Source organism: Rubrivirga sp. (genome assembly GCF_965213695.1).
GTDB lineage: Bacteria > Bacteroidota > Rhodothermia > Rhodothermales > Rubricoccaceae > Rubrivirga.
The window spans coordinates 3472341-3485279 of the sequence record NZ_OZ243912.1 but is presented as its reverse complement, the minus strand read 5'-3'; the positions used below and the strand labels follow the sequence as shown (position 1 = coordinate 3485279).

Genomic DNA, 12939 nt, shown 5'->3' with positions numbered 1-12939 from the left:
GGGTCCGAGTCTAGGGGCTGTCGTTCCCCCGCAACCTGACTCTGGACTCATGCACCGATTCGTCCTCGCGGGGCTGCTGCTGGCGGCCGGGGCCGCCGCCCCGACCGCCGCCCAGACCAACCCGACCCACGACCAGACGATGACCTGGCGGACGTACGCCGCCACGCGCCAGGCCCGCGTCCGCGTATTCCTCGCCGACGACGAGCGCCGCCCGCGCACCGTCGTCGTGGACGACCAGGCGTCGAACGCGGGCGCCATTACCGACGAGGCCCAGTTCCTCGCCGACCTCGTCGGGCGCGAGCTCGGGTTCGACCCGGCCGAGGCCACGTTCGTGTTCCGGTTCACGCCGGCCTCGTTCGTCGCCGACGCGCCCGAGCGCGGGAAGACGCTGCTGCTGCGGGCCCTCTTCCGGCGGTCGCCCAGCGGGGCCTTGGGCGCCCCGACGTGGCGGATCCTCTCGTCCGACGAGCTGGCCGAGATGACCGACCGGGCCCTCCGCTGACGGGCGACGACGGGGGCCGAGGGGGGCCGAGGGGGGCCGTGATCTCCGCAGCGGATCCATAGAAACAGGGCCTTCCCGAGGGAGCAAACCGGGAGGGGCGGAGTAGAATCCGTCTGAACAAGTGTTTCCTCACGTGCCCCGCGGCTCCGCTCCATGCCTACGCTCACAGACTCCCGCAAGACCCTCCGCCTCGACGAGCTCTCCGAGGCCCTCCGCATCTCCCGCCAGACCCTCGTCCGCTGGACCGACCGCGGGCTCATCAACGCCGACCTCGACTGGGGCGTCTCCGACAGCAACGAGGAGACCCGGCTGATCGAGGTCGACCAGTCGACGCTCGACTTCCTCGAGGGCTTCGCCGGCGAGTACCGCGAGGACACGGTGAGCCGGACCGAGGCCCGGCGGCTGCTCAAGCTCATCGACCGGAACCAGGTCCAGAAGCTGATCCGCCAGGGCTCGATCAAGGCCCGCAAGATCAAGGGCGAGACGCGCGTGAGCGTCGGGAGCGTCGAGGACTACCTCATGACGCTCGAGGAGACCGAGTAGGCGGGGCCGCTCGCGGGGGACCGCGCAGCCACCCCGGAGGGCCGGCGCCAGCCAACTCGGAGTGAAGGGGCACCCGGGCGGCCCGGCGGCCGTTCCGGCGCCGAGCCCCAACCCCAATGAACTTCCTCTCGAACCCCGTCGTCGCCCGCCTGCTGTGGGCGCTCCCGCTGCTCCTCGCGGTCATCGCCGTGGCCACGGCGAAGGCCGGCGTCGAGCAGCGCGCCGTCTCCGAGTCGGGCCAGACGGTCGAGGCCGAGGTCACGGGCCTGACCCTGCGCGAGCGGAGCGAGATTACGACCGGCCAGGTCGGGCTTCGTTTCACGCCGCCCGGAGCGTCGGCGCCGGTCGAGCGCGAGGTCGAGCTGCCCATCATCCTGCTCAAGGAGATCGAGGCCGACCTGGCGGCCGTGCCCGAGGGCGAGACGATGCGGCTGCCGATCGTGGTCTCGGACGCGACGGACCAGATCGTGCTCGGGACCCACCGGCGGGGGACGTGGCTGCTCACGTTCAGCCTGGCCGGGATGGCGCTCATCGGCGCCGTCGGCTCGGCGCTCTTGGTCGGCGGGTGGAACCGGTTCCTCGCGCGCGAGGGCGACCCGGCGCTGCGCGGCGGCGGCGTCCCGGCGTAGTCGGGGCCGGTCGGCCCGGCGAGCGCGACGCCTGCTCCGAGCGTCCGACGCCCGTCGCAGAGCCGGTCGCCACTCGGCACGGAACCGGACGACCCCACCGTTCTGGGGCCGACCGCCAGCCCCCGTCGTCTCCGTTCTCCCCGACCTCCCGCCATGCTCCGTTTCGGACTCGCCCTCGTCGTCGCCCTCCTCGCGCCCGCCCTCGCGGCCCAATCGCTCCCGGCTGAGGCCCGAGGCTACCTCGGCGACTGGACCACCTACAACGACGAGGGGACCGAGGCCCAGGCCGTCGTCCGCATCACCGAGTCGGGCGGCGTCGTGCGGGGCCGGATCGTCCGCGTCCTGCCGACGCGGGAGTACCCCGCCCCCCAGTTCCGGTGCGACGACTGCGAGGGCGAGTACGCAGGCGCCGACCTCCGCACGGTCCCTCTCATCGAGGGAATGGAGTGGGACGGCGGCGAGTTCTCGGGCGGCCGGATCACCGACCCGACGAACGCCAAGAGCTACCGCGGCGTCTTGCGGCTCGCCGGGCCCGACCGGCTCCGCGTGCGCGGGTTCATCGGCATCCGAGCGCTGGGGCGGACCCAGGTCTGGCGCCGCGCCCGCTGACGCGGCCTCGCGCTGGCGCGGGCCGACCGTCTGCCTTGACGGCGTCGGCGTCGGTGCGCTATCCTCGCGGCTCGCTCTCGGCCTCTCTTTCCGTGACCTCCCGCGCTTCGTACTCGCCCGCCCTCGCGGTCGTCTCCCTGATCGAGACGGCGCGGCGGCGGGCGTTCGACGCGCGCGCGGGTGGACCGACGGACTAGGCGACGATCACGCGCCGACCGGCCGAACCCACCCCACACTGCGCGGGGTGGGTTTTTTCGTGCCCGGCCCGCGCGCATCCCCCGATCCCCATGATCGACGGACACACGCTCCTCGCCCGAGGCTGGCCCTCGGGTCCCCTGATCGGCCGCGCGCTCGCGCTGGCCGAGTCGCAGCAGGCCGCCGGGCTCCCCGAGTCCGACGTGCTCGCCCTGCTCGACCTGGTCCACGCGGACCCGGTCGCGATCCTGGCCGGCCAGCCCGGCTTCGAGCTGGCGCAGGCCATCGCCGAGGACCGGCGAGCGCCCGAGGCCCCGGTCGTCCGCAACGCGCCCGGCGACTTCCCCATCTGGGGCCGCGAGCTCATCGACGACGGCGCGGTCCGCCAGATGCACGACGCGATGCGGCTGCCCGTGACCGTCGCGGGCGCGCTCATGCCCGACGCCCACATCGGCTACGGCGTGCCCATCGGGGGCGTCGTGGCGCTCGACAACGCGGTCGCGCCCTACATGGTCGGCGTCGACATCGCCTGCCGGATGATGCTCTCGGTGTACCCGGCCGACGCGCTGGCCTACCTCGGCGACCGCCGCGACGCACTCAAGCGGGCCATGCGCGGCGAGACCCGGTTCGGCATCGGCGCCCGGTTCAAGCCCGGCGACCGCCGCCAGCACGCGGTCCTGGACGACCCGGACTGGGACGCGACACCGCTCCTCCAGAGCCTGAAGGACAAGGCCGCGGCCCAGCTCGGCACGTCCGGGACGGGCAACCACTTCGTCGACGCCGGGCGCCTCGACGTGGGACCGGAAGGGGCCGCCGCGCTGGCGATCCCCGAGGGCGAGTACCTCGCTGTCCTGACGCACTCGGGCAGCCGCGGCGTCGGGGCCACCATCGCCGACCGGTACTCGAAGCGGGCCCGCACCGAGACGCCGTTGCCGCGCGAGCTCCAGGCGCTGGCGTGGCTCGGGCTCGACACCGAGCTGGGCCAGGAGTACTGGACGAGCATGGAGCTGGCCGGCCGGTTCGCCTCGGCGTGTCACCACACGATCCACGACGCGCTCGCGGCGGCGCTCGGCGTCGAGCGGGTGGCCCACGTCGAGAACCACCACAACTTCGCCTGGCGCGAGACCCACGAGGTCGAGGGCGCGGACGGCCAGCCGTCCGTGCGCGAGGTCGTGGTCCACCGCAAGGGCGCCACGCCGGCTGGCGACGGCGTGCTTGGCGTCGTGCCCGGCTCGCAGGGCCACCCGTCGTACGTCGTCCGCGGCCTCGGCGCGGCGGCGTCGCTGTCGAGCGCGAGCCACGGCGCGGGCCGCCAGATGGGCCGCAAGCAGGCGATCCGCACCCTCGACCGGGCCGAGCGCGACGCCTGGCTCGAGGCGGCCGGCGTCGAGCTCCTCGGCTCGGGCATGGATGAGGCGCCCCAGGCCTACAAGGACATCGACGAGGTGCTGGCGCTCCAGGCTGACCTCGCGGTGCCCGTCGCGCGGTTCGACCCCGAGGTCGTGCTCATGGCCTCCGACGGCAAGTCCGAGGGGTGAGTCTCGGCCCCGCTGGCGACGGCCGCCAGCGGGGCTCAGGCGTCGGGTAGGCTCTCGTGGGTTATCTCGCCGCCGAGGGCCTCGAACTGGCGGCTCTTCTCGCGCATCCCCTCCGAGATCGCGGTCGACATCGACCCCGTGCTCGGCGGCGTAGTCGCGGGCGTCCTGGGTGATCCTCATCGAGCAGAACTTCGGGCCGCACATCGAGCAGAAGTGGGCCACCTTGGCGGATTCCTTCGGCAGCGTCTCGTCGTGGAAGGCGCACGCGCGCTCGGGGTCGTGAGGAAGGCGCCGTATCCTGCATGGACGCCGCCCTCCTTCGCATGAGCACGCTGACTGTCGAGCTTCCGCCAGACCTCTCGCCGGAGCGCGCCCGGTTGCTCCTCGCCGTCCAACTGTTCGAGGACGGTGAGGTCTCGCTCGGCTACGCGGCGGGGATGGCGGGGCTCTCGCTCGTCTCGTTCGTTGAGATCCTCGCCCGAAGGGGCATCCCCGTGATCGACTACGACCCGGAGGACCTGGAGGCCGAGCTTGTCCACCTCGACCGCCTCGACGCGACGGAGTGACGCATGGACCTCGTCGTCGCCGACGCTTCCCCGCTCATCGGGCTCGACCGTGCGGGCGCTCTCCATCTCCTCCCTGGCGTCTTCGACCGCCTCGCGGCTCCTCCCGCCGTCGTGGCCGAGTTCGGTCGCCGGCCTCCGTGGCTTGCGGAGGTGGCTGTCGCGAACCGCGCGCAGGTGGACGTGCTCATGGACCTGAGGTTCGGCCCGGGCGAAGCCGAGGGGCTGACCGTCGCCCTCGAACGGGCGGGCACCTCACTCCTTCTGGACGAGAAGCGAGCGCGCGCGTTCGCTAAGCGGCACGGCCTCGCCATCGTGGGGACGGCGGGCGTGGTGCTCCGCGCGAAGGGGCGCGGCCTGATCCCGGCCGTCCGACCCGTGCTGGACGCGCTCAAGCAAAGCGGTTTCCGGCTGTCCGACGGCCTCTACGCAGCGGTGGTCGCACAGGCAGGAGAGGCGGACTGACGCCGTCTCGGCCTCCCCATAGGGCTGCCGAGACAGGCCGCCTCACGCCTCGTCGGGCAGGGTCTCGTGATAGATCTGCCCGCCCAACGCCTCGAATTGGCGGGCCTTCTCGCGCATCCCCTCGGGGATCGCCGCCTCGACGTCGACCCCGTGCTCGGCGGCGTAGTCGCGGACGTCCTGGGTGATCTTCATCGAGCAGAACTTCGGGCCGCACATCGAGCAGAAGTGGGCCACCTTCGCCGACTCCTTCGGCAACGTCTCGTCGTGGAAGGCGCACGCCTTCTCGGGGTCGAGGCCGAGGTTGAACTGGTCTTGCCAGCGGAACTCGAAGCGGGCCTTCGACAAGGCGTTGTCGCGGGCTTGCGCGCCCGGGTGGCCCTTCGCCAGGTCCGCCGCGTGGGCCGCGATCTTGTAGGTGATGACGCCCTCGCGCACGTCGTCGCGGTTGGGCAGGCCGAGGTGCTCCTTGGGCGTCACGTAGCACAGCATGGCGCACCCGAACCACCCGATCATGGCCGCGCCGATGCCCGACGTGATGTGGTCGTAGCCCGGCGCGATGTCGGTCGTGAGCGGGCCGAGCGTGTAGAACGGGGCCTCGCCGCACCAGTCGAGCTGCTTCTGCATGTTCTCCTGGATCAGGTGCATCGGCACGTGGCCCGGCCCCTCGTTCATCACCTGGACGTCGTGGGCCCACGCCCGCTTGGTCAGCTCGCCCTGGACGTAGAGCTCCGCAAACTGGGCGTCGTCATTCGCGTCCTCGATGGAGCCCGGCCGCAACCCATCGCCGATAGAAAAAGAAACGTCGTAGGCGGCGCAGATCTCGCAGATCTCGTCCCAGTGCGTGTACAGGAAGTTCTCGCGGTGGTGCGCGAGGCACCACTTGGCCAGGATCGAGCCGCCGCGACTGACGATGCCGGTCCGCCGGCTGGCGGTGAGCGGGACGAAGCGGAGCAGCACGCCCGCGTGGATGGTGACGTAGTCGACGCCCTGCTCGGCCTGCTCGACGAGCGTGTCGCGGAAGAGGTCCCACGTCAGGTCCTCCGGCGAGCCGCCGACTTTCTCCAACGCCTGATAAATGGGGACCGTCCCAATCGGCACCGGCGAGTTGCGGAGGATCCACTCGCGCGTCTCGTGGATGTGCGGGCCCGTGCTCAGGTCCATGACGGTGTCCGCGCCCCAGCGCGTGGCCCAGGTCAGCTTCTCGACCTCCTCGGCGATGGACGAGGTCACCGCCGAGTTGCCCATGTTGGCGTTGATCTTGACCAGGAAGTTCCGGCCGATGGCCATCGGCTCCAGCTCCGGGTGGTTGATGTTGGCTGGAATGATGGCGCGGCCCCGGGCCACTTCGCTCCGCACCCACTCGGGCGTGATCTCGCGCGGGATGGCCGCGCCGAAGGCGGTGCCGGCGTGCTGCCGCATCAGCTCCGGGTGGGTCTCCTTCAGCGCCTCCAGGGTCTGCGCCTCCCGGATGGCGACGAACTCCATCTCGGGCGTCACGACGCCTTTTCTGGCGTAGTGGAGCTGGGTGACGGTCTGCCCCGGCTTCGCGCGGCGGGGGCGCAAGACGTGCTCGAACCGCAAGTGCTCGGTCGCCGCGTCGCCGGCCCGCTGGCGGCCGAACTCGCTGCTCAGGCCCGCCAGTCGCTCGGTGTCGCCGCGCTCCTCGATCCAGGCCCCGCGCACGCTCGGCAGCCCGGCGCGCAGGTCGATGGTGGCGTCGGGGTCGGTGTACGGCCCGGAGCAGTCGTAGACCGGGAACGCCGGGTTCTCCTCCGCCCCGAACGACCCGGTCGTGGGCGACTGCTCGATGAGCCGCATCGGGACGCGCACGTCGGGGCGCGACCCGTCGACGTAGACCTTGCGCGAGCCGGGCAGCGGACGGCGGACCTCGTCGGAGAGCTCGTCGAGACGGGCGTGGGTGGCGTCGTGGGCCGCCCGCTTGGCGGCGGCGGTCGTGGGCATCTCCATGAGGGGTCGGGGTACTCGGTACGGCGGACAGGTCGGGAGCGGACACGGGAGCCGTACCGGGCACCTCGTACCGGGTACCGACCCGGAGGGGCTAGAGGGCGAGGTCGTTGGTCCAGTACACGTCGGCGCCGGGCGTGGCGTCGATGAGCCCGCGGTCGGCCATCCAGGCTTCGAGGCGCGCGTAGTAGTCGGCCGACATCGAGAAGTCGTGCGTGAAGCACGGGACGGTCGCGTCGTAGATGGCGCGCGTGAGGGCGTCGTCGGGGTCCGAGTCGGTGAGGCGGAAGTACGCCTCGCGGGCGGCGTCGGGCTCCTGCTTGACGGCGTCGACGCCGCGGCGGAGGACGGCCACCAGCGTCTCGAACGTCTCGCGCTCGGCGTCGAGCTTGTCGGGGTGCGTGATGAGGACCAGCTGGCAGAAGTCCGGCACGCCCCAGTCCTTGAGCGCGAACATCCGGACGTCGAGCCCGCGCTGGCGGGCCTCGACGATCTCGAAGTTGTGGAACACGAGCGTGGCCACGTCCGCCTTGCCGTCGGCCAGCGCGTCGGTGTGGTAGAACGAGTTGTTGACGCGGCCGTAGCCGTCCTCCGTGCCGGCCGGCCCGCCGTCGGCCTCGACCATCGTGGCGACGATGGCCGGTCCACCCGGCCCCGGCGCGCCGGGGTACTGGATGCGGCACCCCGCCATGTCGCGCGGGCGCTCGATCTCCGCCTTCGCCATCACGCCGCCGTTCGTGTGCAGGAACCGGGCGAACCCGACGCACAGCTCGCCCTTGGCCCGGTCCTCGACCAGGTGGAGCGGCTCGGTCACGGCGCAGTCCATGTCGCCGCGCTCGATGGCCTCGACGGCGTCGAGGTGCGCCTCGGGCTCGATCAGCTCGACCTCCAGGCCGGCGTCTTCGAACCAGCCGCGGTCCTGGGCGAGCAAGAGGGGGGCGTGGTCCGGGTTGAGGAACCACTCGAGGCCGAGGCGGAGGCGGGTCATGGCGGGCTGTCCAGGTGAGGGTCTGGAAGCCGGGACGCGCCGTGCGGGAAGCCCGCGGGGCCCGGAAGCACTCCCTACGCCGGTGCGAGCCGGATCAGGTGCGGAGGGTCTGTCTCAGCCGCGCGCGTCGTGGAGGGACGGGCGGCACCCCTGGCTTCCGGCCGCAAGGTACGCGGCGACGTGGCGCGCCGCACACGGGAGGCCGGCAGGGCGAGCCCATGCTAAACCTAGACCCCCCGCTTTCCGGCCGGTCGCTGCGCTCCCATGCTCGGAAAGCTGTCCCCCTTCAAGGGCAGGGTCGCTAAGTTCTCGGGCGCGAGTCGTATTCCTACGCAAAACAATAGTCATCCCCGCGAAGGCGGGGATCCATACGGGGCCGCTCGCCGAACACAATGGCCGCATGGATTCCCGCGTGCGCGGGAATGACGACTGTGATTTGGTTGCTATCGACAGAACTTAGCAGCCCTGCCCTTCAAGGGGGACAGTCTGAGCGCCCGCTGAGCGAAGCGATGGGCGCTCGGACGGGGGGTTCGGTCTGGAGATCATTAGCATGCGCTTGCCCTGGGGAGGCCGGCGCCCTGCCGTCGGCCTCAGCGCTTCGGCATCGCCGCGAACGCCTTGGTCACGATCTGCCACCGGCCGTCGGACTTCAGCAGCGTCATGTGGTCGTGGAGCACGACGCCGGGGTAGTCCAGCTCGAGCGTGGCCGCGGCGACGGTCCCGCTTACTTCAATGCGGACGACTCGGCGGCGGCGGTCGGCCTCGTCGTCGGCGGGCCGGCCGTCGGGGCGCTCCCACCACGTCCGCAGCGCGGTCTCGCGGACCGCGCCGTCGTCGCCGACCGAGACCATCCGGGCGTCGGGGTGGAACGCCTGCTGGAAGTAGGTGCCCCGGCCGGTCTCGTGGCCCCGGAAGTAGAGGCCGAGGACGGCCTCGATCTGGGCGAGGTCGGACGGCTCGCGTGCGGCGTCGGGCTGGGCGAGCGCCGGAGCGGCCGCGGCGAGGGACAGGGCGAGGAGGAGCGTGCGCATGGGCGTAGGGGCGACGCCGCCGACTCAGCGCGCGGCGGTCGGGCCCAACGTAGAGGCGTCGTCGCCGGGGCGCTTGTACGGGAGCGAACCGTCCCACCCGGCCACGAACCCGTCGACGAGCCCGCCCGCGCGGGCCCGCCACGCCGACGGCGTCGACCCGGTGAACCGCCGGAACTCGCGGCAGAAGTGGGCCTGGTCGTGGTACCCCACGTCGTGGGCCACGGCCGTCAGCGCGACGCCGCTCTCGCCGACGAGCCCCAGCGCTCGGAGGAACCGCACGATCCGGGCGAGGTGGCGGGGCGCCACGCCCACGTACTCGCCGAACAGCCGCTGGACGTATCGCGCCGACACGTCCTCGTCCACCGGGGCTCCAGCCAGGACCGCGCGGACGGCCCGCTCGACTCGGCTCGCGGCGCCGACCGGGACCGACCGCCGCTCGGCGCCCCGCAGCACGGCCCGCTGAAGCACGGCCGCCGTCTCCTCCAGGTCGGCCGCGTCCGCCAGCCGGCCGAGCGTCTCGGCGTAAAGCGCCGGGGCGACCAGGTCGGCCCACGGGACGGCGTCGTCGGTCAAGAGGCGCGCCGGCACGCCCGCCGCCAGGTGCCCCGTGTGGGGGTGGAACCCCAGCCCGACGACCCGGGCGCCCGGGCCAAGCCGGAGGCCGTACGGCCGGGTGGTCTGGCCCGAGACCGAGAGCGGCGGGAGCGCGACCGGCGCGCCGCCGCCGTCGACCCGCCAGACGTGGCCGCGCTCGACCCAGACGAGGTCCATGCACCCGTAGGGCACCATCGGCTCGTCTGGGCCGGGCCCCACGGCCTCGACAACCCAGACGCTCCGGACGACCGGCCGGGCCGAGGGCCCCACCGGGAGCGTCCACGTCCGGGCCGAGGCGCACGGCGCGGACGTCGGGTCGCGGGAAAGGCCGTTCATGTGTCTGACCCAAGTTGTGCCTCCGGTCCTCGCGTCCGTTGGGACCGAGGACGGGGGACGGAAGACCGGCTGAGACTCGTCAGGAAAGCCGGTCCCCGGTCCTCCGTCGCCGGTCCCACCCCCTCTTTCGGTTCAGACACAACTCGGGTTGTCTACGAGGATCTCTCCCCTTTGCGTGGGAGGGATAGGGTCAGGGCGGGCGGTCAAGAAAGCACGCGGCGGATCGCATCGGCCACGAGCGCCCCGTCGGAGGTGGACGGGACGAGGCGCATGAGGACGAGGGCGGATGGGAAGAGGGGCCTGGGGTCGAGGGCTCAGCGCGCATCGGGCCGCGCGTTCCACATGTCGACGGCGATCCGGTAGGTCCCGTCCGGCTGGAGCCGCCACACGTTGACGTAGGTGTCGCGCTGGGTGGACTTGCCGTCCGGCGTCGAGACCGACGTGTCGACCTCGCCGGTCTCGTAGAGCACCTCGCGCGTGCCGTCGAGCGTGAGCGTGCGGAGCGTCATGTCGCCGATGAACGCCATCGACTCGGCCCAATACGCGCGGACGGCCTCGGCGCCCGTGCGGGGCGCGGCGCCGGGCTCGAGGAACCGGACGTCGTCGGCGTAGAGGCTCAGGATCCGGTCGACGTCGCCCGTCCGGAAGCCCTCCCCGAAGCGGGCGTTGAGCGCCTCGATCCGAGGCCGGAGCGCTCCGGGATCGAACGGCGGGCCGCCGGGCGCGTCGGCCGGGTCGAGCGTGCCCCGCAGGCGGCCCATCGCCTCCAGGTCGAACCGGACCTGGAGCGCCGTCGCGTCGCCCGAGAACGGGTCGCCGCGGAAGGCGCCGACGTGGAGGTGGGGGAACCGCGAGATCCCGTTGTTCCCTACGCGCCCGACGGGCTCGCCCGCCCGGACCGTGTCGCCCTGGGCGACCGTGATCTCGCGGAGGTGGATGAGCGCGACCGCGACCGGGTCCTCGCCGAGCCGTCGCACGAGCACGCCGCCCGCCCGCCCCGAGCCCCACGTCCCGGGCGTGTTGACCGTCGGGTTCTCCTCCGCGAAGAGCACGACGCCGTCGAACGGGGCCAGGGCCGGCTCGCGCCAGATGTGCCAGTCCTCGTTCCGCGACCCGTCGCCCCGGTACGCGGACGGGAACGCCTCGCCCTCGGAGGCGGAGACCGTGCAGTCGGTCCCGAGCGCGTCGACGACGTGGTCCTCGGCGCCCATCGGGTGCTCGGCGCACGCGAACCGGGCGGCCAGGGGCGGGTGGATCGTGACGGCCTCGACGGGCGCCGTGTGGAGCTGGGCCGAGGCGGCCGAGCCGACGAGCAGGAGGGCGAAGACGGACGCGCGCATAGGGCAGGAGGAGGGCGGAAGACGACGGTCAACCTCAGTGGTCGCGGAGCTGGGCGCCGGACCGCCCGGCCGATCCGGAGAGCGCTCAGCCACCGGCCGTGCGGAACGCCGGCCACGTGGCCGCCAGCGGGTGGCGGAGACCACGAGCGGGACGAGGGGGGGCGTGAGCACGGTCGACCCCCCACCCGAGCGGCACCGCCGAGTCTACGGCGAAGTCGGGAGCCCGGCGGGTTCCGTCCCACGCCCGCGCGTCGCCGCGGCCGCCGAGCGCGAGCGCTGCGGCGGCCACGACGCGCTCCCGCCCGGACGGCTTCGGGACCGCCCGGGCGGTACTCGGGAGGGTCGGCCCGCTCCCTCGTTCGACTCGGCGTGCCGGGCCGGTGCCGCGCATGGTCAGTAGGGGAGGGCGGGGTAGACCCCGCCGGCCCGGAGACCGAGCGGGTTCGGCGACGTGTTCCGGAACGTGATCGGGACCGGCGTGCATCGGCCGTCGGCGCAGCCGGCCCGGACGTCGAGGTGGAGGTGGGGCTCGGTGCTGAACCCCGTGTTCCCGCTCCGCCCCAGCGTGTCGCCCTGGACAACGACGTCGCCGACGCCGACCTCCGCCCCGTCCTGGGTCAGGTGGAGGTACACCCCGACCGTCCCGTCGCCGTGGTCGACCACGACGCCGTTCTCGTGCCCGCGCTCGTGGTCTCCGTCCTGGAACGACGCCTCGACCTGCGTCACGGTCCCGCCCCGCGACGCCGTCACGACGGTGCCGATGGGCATCCGGAAGTCGTACGCGAAGGCGATCACCGAGCCGTCGGTGTGCGAGAACGCCGCGCAGTTGCCCTGGAGCACGAGGTACGCCCGGCCGGCCGGGTACGGCAGCACGTAGTCCGACGTCTGCCACGCCGGGAACGTCGCCCGGGTGCACGCCGACGGGGAGGTGACGAGCGGGGTCGGGGCCGCGTCGCACCCCGCCACCAGGGCGATCAGAGCGAGGAGGCCGGCGCGGACGGAGAACCGCATCAGTACGGGCGGGCGGCGTAGACCTGCCCCGGCTGGAGGATGGAGGCGCGCGGCTCGGCGTTCGCGAAGGCCACCGGCGTCGAGTCGTACGGGTAGGCCCACCCGCCCCCGGTCACGACGAAGTGGAGGTGCGGGGTGCCCGCCAGTCCCGTGTTGCCGCTCCGCCCGATGGGGTCGCCCGGGCGGACCTCGTCGCCGCGCGCGACGTCGGCCCCGTTCTGGGTGAGGTGCATGTACTGGGCGAACGTCCCGTCGCCGTGGTCGACCACGACGAGGTTGTTGGGGAAGCCGCCGTCGGCGCCGCGCGCCTCGACGTGGACCACGCGGCCGGCCCGCGCCGCCGTGATTGGCGTGCCGATCCGCATGGCGAAGTCGTAGGCGTACTGGTCGGCCTCGCCGGGCCCGTGGTAGGTGCTCGAGCAGTTGCCGAGCGTCATCCGGTACGCCGCCCCGACGGGGAACGGCAGGACGTAGCCCGTGGCGTAGGTCCGGCCGTCGCACCCGACCGCCGGGCCCTCCTCGCGGACCAGGCCGTCCTTGGCGCCCAGCAGGTCGCACGACGCGGCGGTCAGGAGCAGGGGGACGACGAGCAGGAGGCGGTGAGGCATGGGGGCCGGGGGAGGGACGGCC

Annotated in this window: 14 protein-coding genes, 1 pseudogene and 1 riboswitch; of the genes and pseudogenes, 7 read left to right on the top strand and 8 right to left on the bottom strand. The window is 73.0% G+C overall.

Annotated features, from left to right (window positions below):
- Nucleotides 1-49: 49 nt before the first annotated feature.
- The 5 genes from ACOOHE_RS15530 to ACOOHE_RS15510 all read left to right on the top strand — a co-directional run bounded on the left by ACOOHE_RS15530 (nucleotide 50) and on the right by ACOOHE_RS15510 (nucleotide 4016).
- Nucleotides 50-502, top strand: coding sequence for a hypothetical protein (locus ACOOHE_RS15530; protein ID WP_420454992.1), 453 nt, complete (start codon nucleotides 50-52; stop codon nucleotides 500-502).
- Between the two features lie 153 nt (nucleotides 503-655).
- Entirely contained in the window at nucleotides 656-1045 is a 390-nt protein-coding gene (locus ACOOHE_RS15525) for a helix-turn-helix domain-containing protein (protein ID WP_420454991.1), read from the top strand.
- Between the two features lie 116 nt (nucleotides 1046-1161).
- On the top strand, nucleotides 1162-1674 hold the full coding sequence (locus ACOOHE_RS15520) for a hypothetical protein (RefSeq protein ID WP_420454990.1): 513 nt from the start codon (nucleotides 1162-1164) through the stop codon (nucleotides 1672-1674).
- 153 nt (nucleotides 1675-1827) lie between these two features.
- Entirely contained in the window at nucleotides 1828-2283 is a 456-nt protein-coding gene (locus tag ACOOHE_RS15515; RefSeq protein WP_420454989.1) for a DUF2147 domain-containing protein, read from the top strand.
- A gap of 287 nt (nucleotides 2284-2570) precedes the next feature.
- Entirely contained in the window at nucleotides 2571-4016 is a 1446-nt protein-coding gene (locus ACOOHE_RS15510; RefSeq protein WP_420454988.1) for an RtcB family protein, read from the top strand.
- Nucleotides 4017-4051: 35 nt separating this feature from the next.
- Here ACOOHE_RS15510 and ACOOHE_RS15505 read toward each other — a convergent pair.
- Nucleotides 4052-4295: pseudogene (locus ACOOHE_RS15505) on the bottom strand (phosphomethylpyrimidine synthase ThiC); the annotation flags it as partial.
- Between the two features lie 44 nt (nucleotides 4296-4339).
- Here ACOOHE_RS15505 and ACOOHE_RS15500 point away from each other — a divergent pair.
- A complete protein-coding gene (locus ACOOHE_RS15500; RefSeq protein WP_420454987.1) occupies nucleotides 4340-4582 on the top strand; it encodes a UPF0175 family protein in 243 nt (80 codons plus the stop codon).
- A gap of 3 nt (nucleotides 4583-4585) precedes the next feature.
- Nucleotides 4586-5044 carry a DUF3368 domain-containing protein gene (locus tag ACOOHE_RS15495; protein ID WP_420454986.1) on the top strand — a complete coding sequence of 153 codons (459 nt, stop codon included), beginning with the start codon at nucleotides 4586-4588 and terminating at the stop codon, nucleotides 5042-5044.
- 42 nt (nucleotides 5045-5086) lie between these two features.
- Here ACOOHE_RS15495 and thiC read toward each other — a convergent pair whose 3' ends face one another.
- The 7 genes from thiC to ACOOHE_RS15460 form a co-directional block, all read right to left on the bottom strand.
- Nucleotides 5087-7006 carry a phosphomethylpyrimidine synthase ThiC gene (thiC, locus tag ACOOHE_RS15490; protein WP_420454985.1) on the bottom strand — a complete coding sequence of 640 codons (1920 nt, stop codon included), beginning with the start codon at nucleotides 7004-7006 and terminating at the stop codon, nucleotides 5087-5089.
- 97 nt (nucleotides 7007-7103) lie between these two features.
- Nucleotides 7104-7997, bottom strand: a complete 894-nt coding sequence (locus ACOOHE_RS15485; protein WP_420454984.1) for an ABC transporter substrate-binding protein — start codon at nucleotides 7995-7997, stop codon at nucleotides 7104-7106.
- Nucleotides 7998-8062: 65 nt separating this feature from the next.
- Nucleotides 8063-8154, bottom strand: a riboswitch (TPP riboswitch).
- A 433-nt stretch (nucleotides 8155-8587) separates the two neighbouring features.
- Nucleotides 8588-9028: a nuclear transport factor 2 family protein gene (locus ACOOHE_RS15480; RefSeq protein WP_420454983.1), complete on the bottom strand. Its 441-nt coding sequence runs from the start codon at nucleotides 9026-9028 to the stop codon at nucleotides 8588-8590.
- A gap of 24 nt (nucleotides 9029-9052) precedes the next feature.
- Entirely contained in the window at nucleotides 9053-9958 is a 906-nt protein-coding gene (locus tag ACOOHE_RS15475) for a helix-turn-helix domain-containing protein (protein WP_420454982.1), read from the bottom strand.
- Nucleotides 9959-10272: 314 nt separating this feature from the next.
- Nucleotides 10273-11298, bottom strand: coding sequence for a nuclear transport factor 2 family protein (locus ACOOHE_RS15470; protein ID WP_420454981.1), 1026 nt, complete (start codon nucleotides 11296-11298; stop codon nucleotides 10273-10275).
- Nucleotides 11299-11691: 393 nt separating this feature from the next.
- A complete protein-coding gene (locus ACOOHE_RS15465; protein WP_420454980.1) occupies nucleotides 11692-12309 on the bottom strand; it encodes a M23 family metallopeptidase in 618 nt (205 codons plus the stop codon).
- Entirely contained in the window at nucleotides 12309-12917 is a 609-nt protein-coding gene (locus ACOOHE_RS15460) for a M23 family metallopeptidase (RefSeq protein ID WP_420454979.1), read from the bottom strand. Before ACOOHE_RS15460 ends, ACOOHE_RS15465 begins: the two co-directional genes overlap by 1 nt.
- Nucleotides 12918-12939 lie beyond the last annotated feature (22 nt).

Bases quoted from the DNA above. Each gene is read 5' to 3' on its own strand.
- ACOOHE_RS15495 (WP_420454986.1), top strand. From the start codon at position 4,586: ATGGACCTCGTCGTCGCCGACGCTTCCCCGCTCATCGGGCTCGACCGT.
- ACOOHE_RS15510 (WP_420454988.1), top strand. From the start codon at position 2,571: ATGATCGACGGACACACGCTCCTCGCCCGAGGCTGGCCCTCGGGTCCC.
- ACOOHE_RS15525 (WP_420454991.1), top strand. From the start codon at position 656: ATGCCTACGCTCACAGACTCCCGCAAGACCCTCCGCCTCGACGAGCTC.
- thiC (WP_420454985.1), bottom strand. From the start codon at position 7,006: ATGCCCACGACCGCCGCCGCCAAGCGGGCGGCCCACGACGCCACCCAC.
- ACOOHE_RS15480 (WP_420454983.1), bottom strand. From the start codon at position 9,028: ATGCGCACGCTCCTCCTCGCCCTGTCCCTCGCCGCGGCCGCTCCGGCG.
- ACOOHE_RS15520 (WP_420454990.1), top strand. From the start codon at position 1,162: ATGAACTTCCTCTCGAACCCCGTCGTCGCCCGCCTGCTGTGGGCGCTC.
- ACOOHE_RS15470 (WP_420454981.1), bottom strand. From the start codon at position 11,298: ATGCGCGCGTCCGTCTTCGCCCTCCTGCTCGTCGGCTCGGCCGCCTCG.
- ACOOHE_RS15485 (WP_420454984.1), bottom strand. From the start codon at position 7,997: ATGACCCGCCTCCGCCTCGGCCTCGAGTGGTTCCTCAACCCGGACCAC.
- ACOOHE_RS15515 (WP_420454989.1), top strand. From the start codon at position 1,828: ATGCTCCGTTTCGGACTCGCCCTCGTCGTCGCCCTCCTCGCGCCCGCC.
- ACOOHE_RS15530 (WP_420454992.1), top strand. From the start codon at position 50: ATGCACCGATTCGTCCTCGCGGGGCTGCTGCTGGCGGCCGGGGCCGCC.
- ACOOHE_RS15475 (WP_420454982.1), bottom strand. From the start codon at position 9,958: ATGAACGGCCTTTCCCGCGACCCGACGTCCGCGCCGTGCGCCTCGGCC.
- ACOOHE_RS15500 (WP_420454987.1), top strand. From the start codon at position 4,340: ATGAGCACGCTGACTGTCGAGCTTCCGCCAGACCTCTCGCCGGAGCGC.
- ACOOHE_RS15465 (WP_420454980.1), bottom strand. From the start codon at position 12,309: ATGCGGTTCTCCGTCCGCGCCGGCCTCCTCGCTCTGATCGCCCTGGTG.
- ACOOHE_RS15460 (WP_420454979.1), bottom strand. From the start codon at position 12,917: ATGCCTCACCGCCTCCTGCTCGTCGTCCCCCTGCTCCTGACCGCCGCG.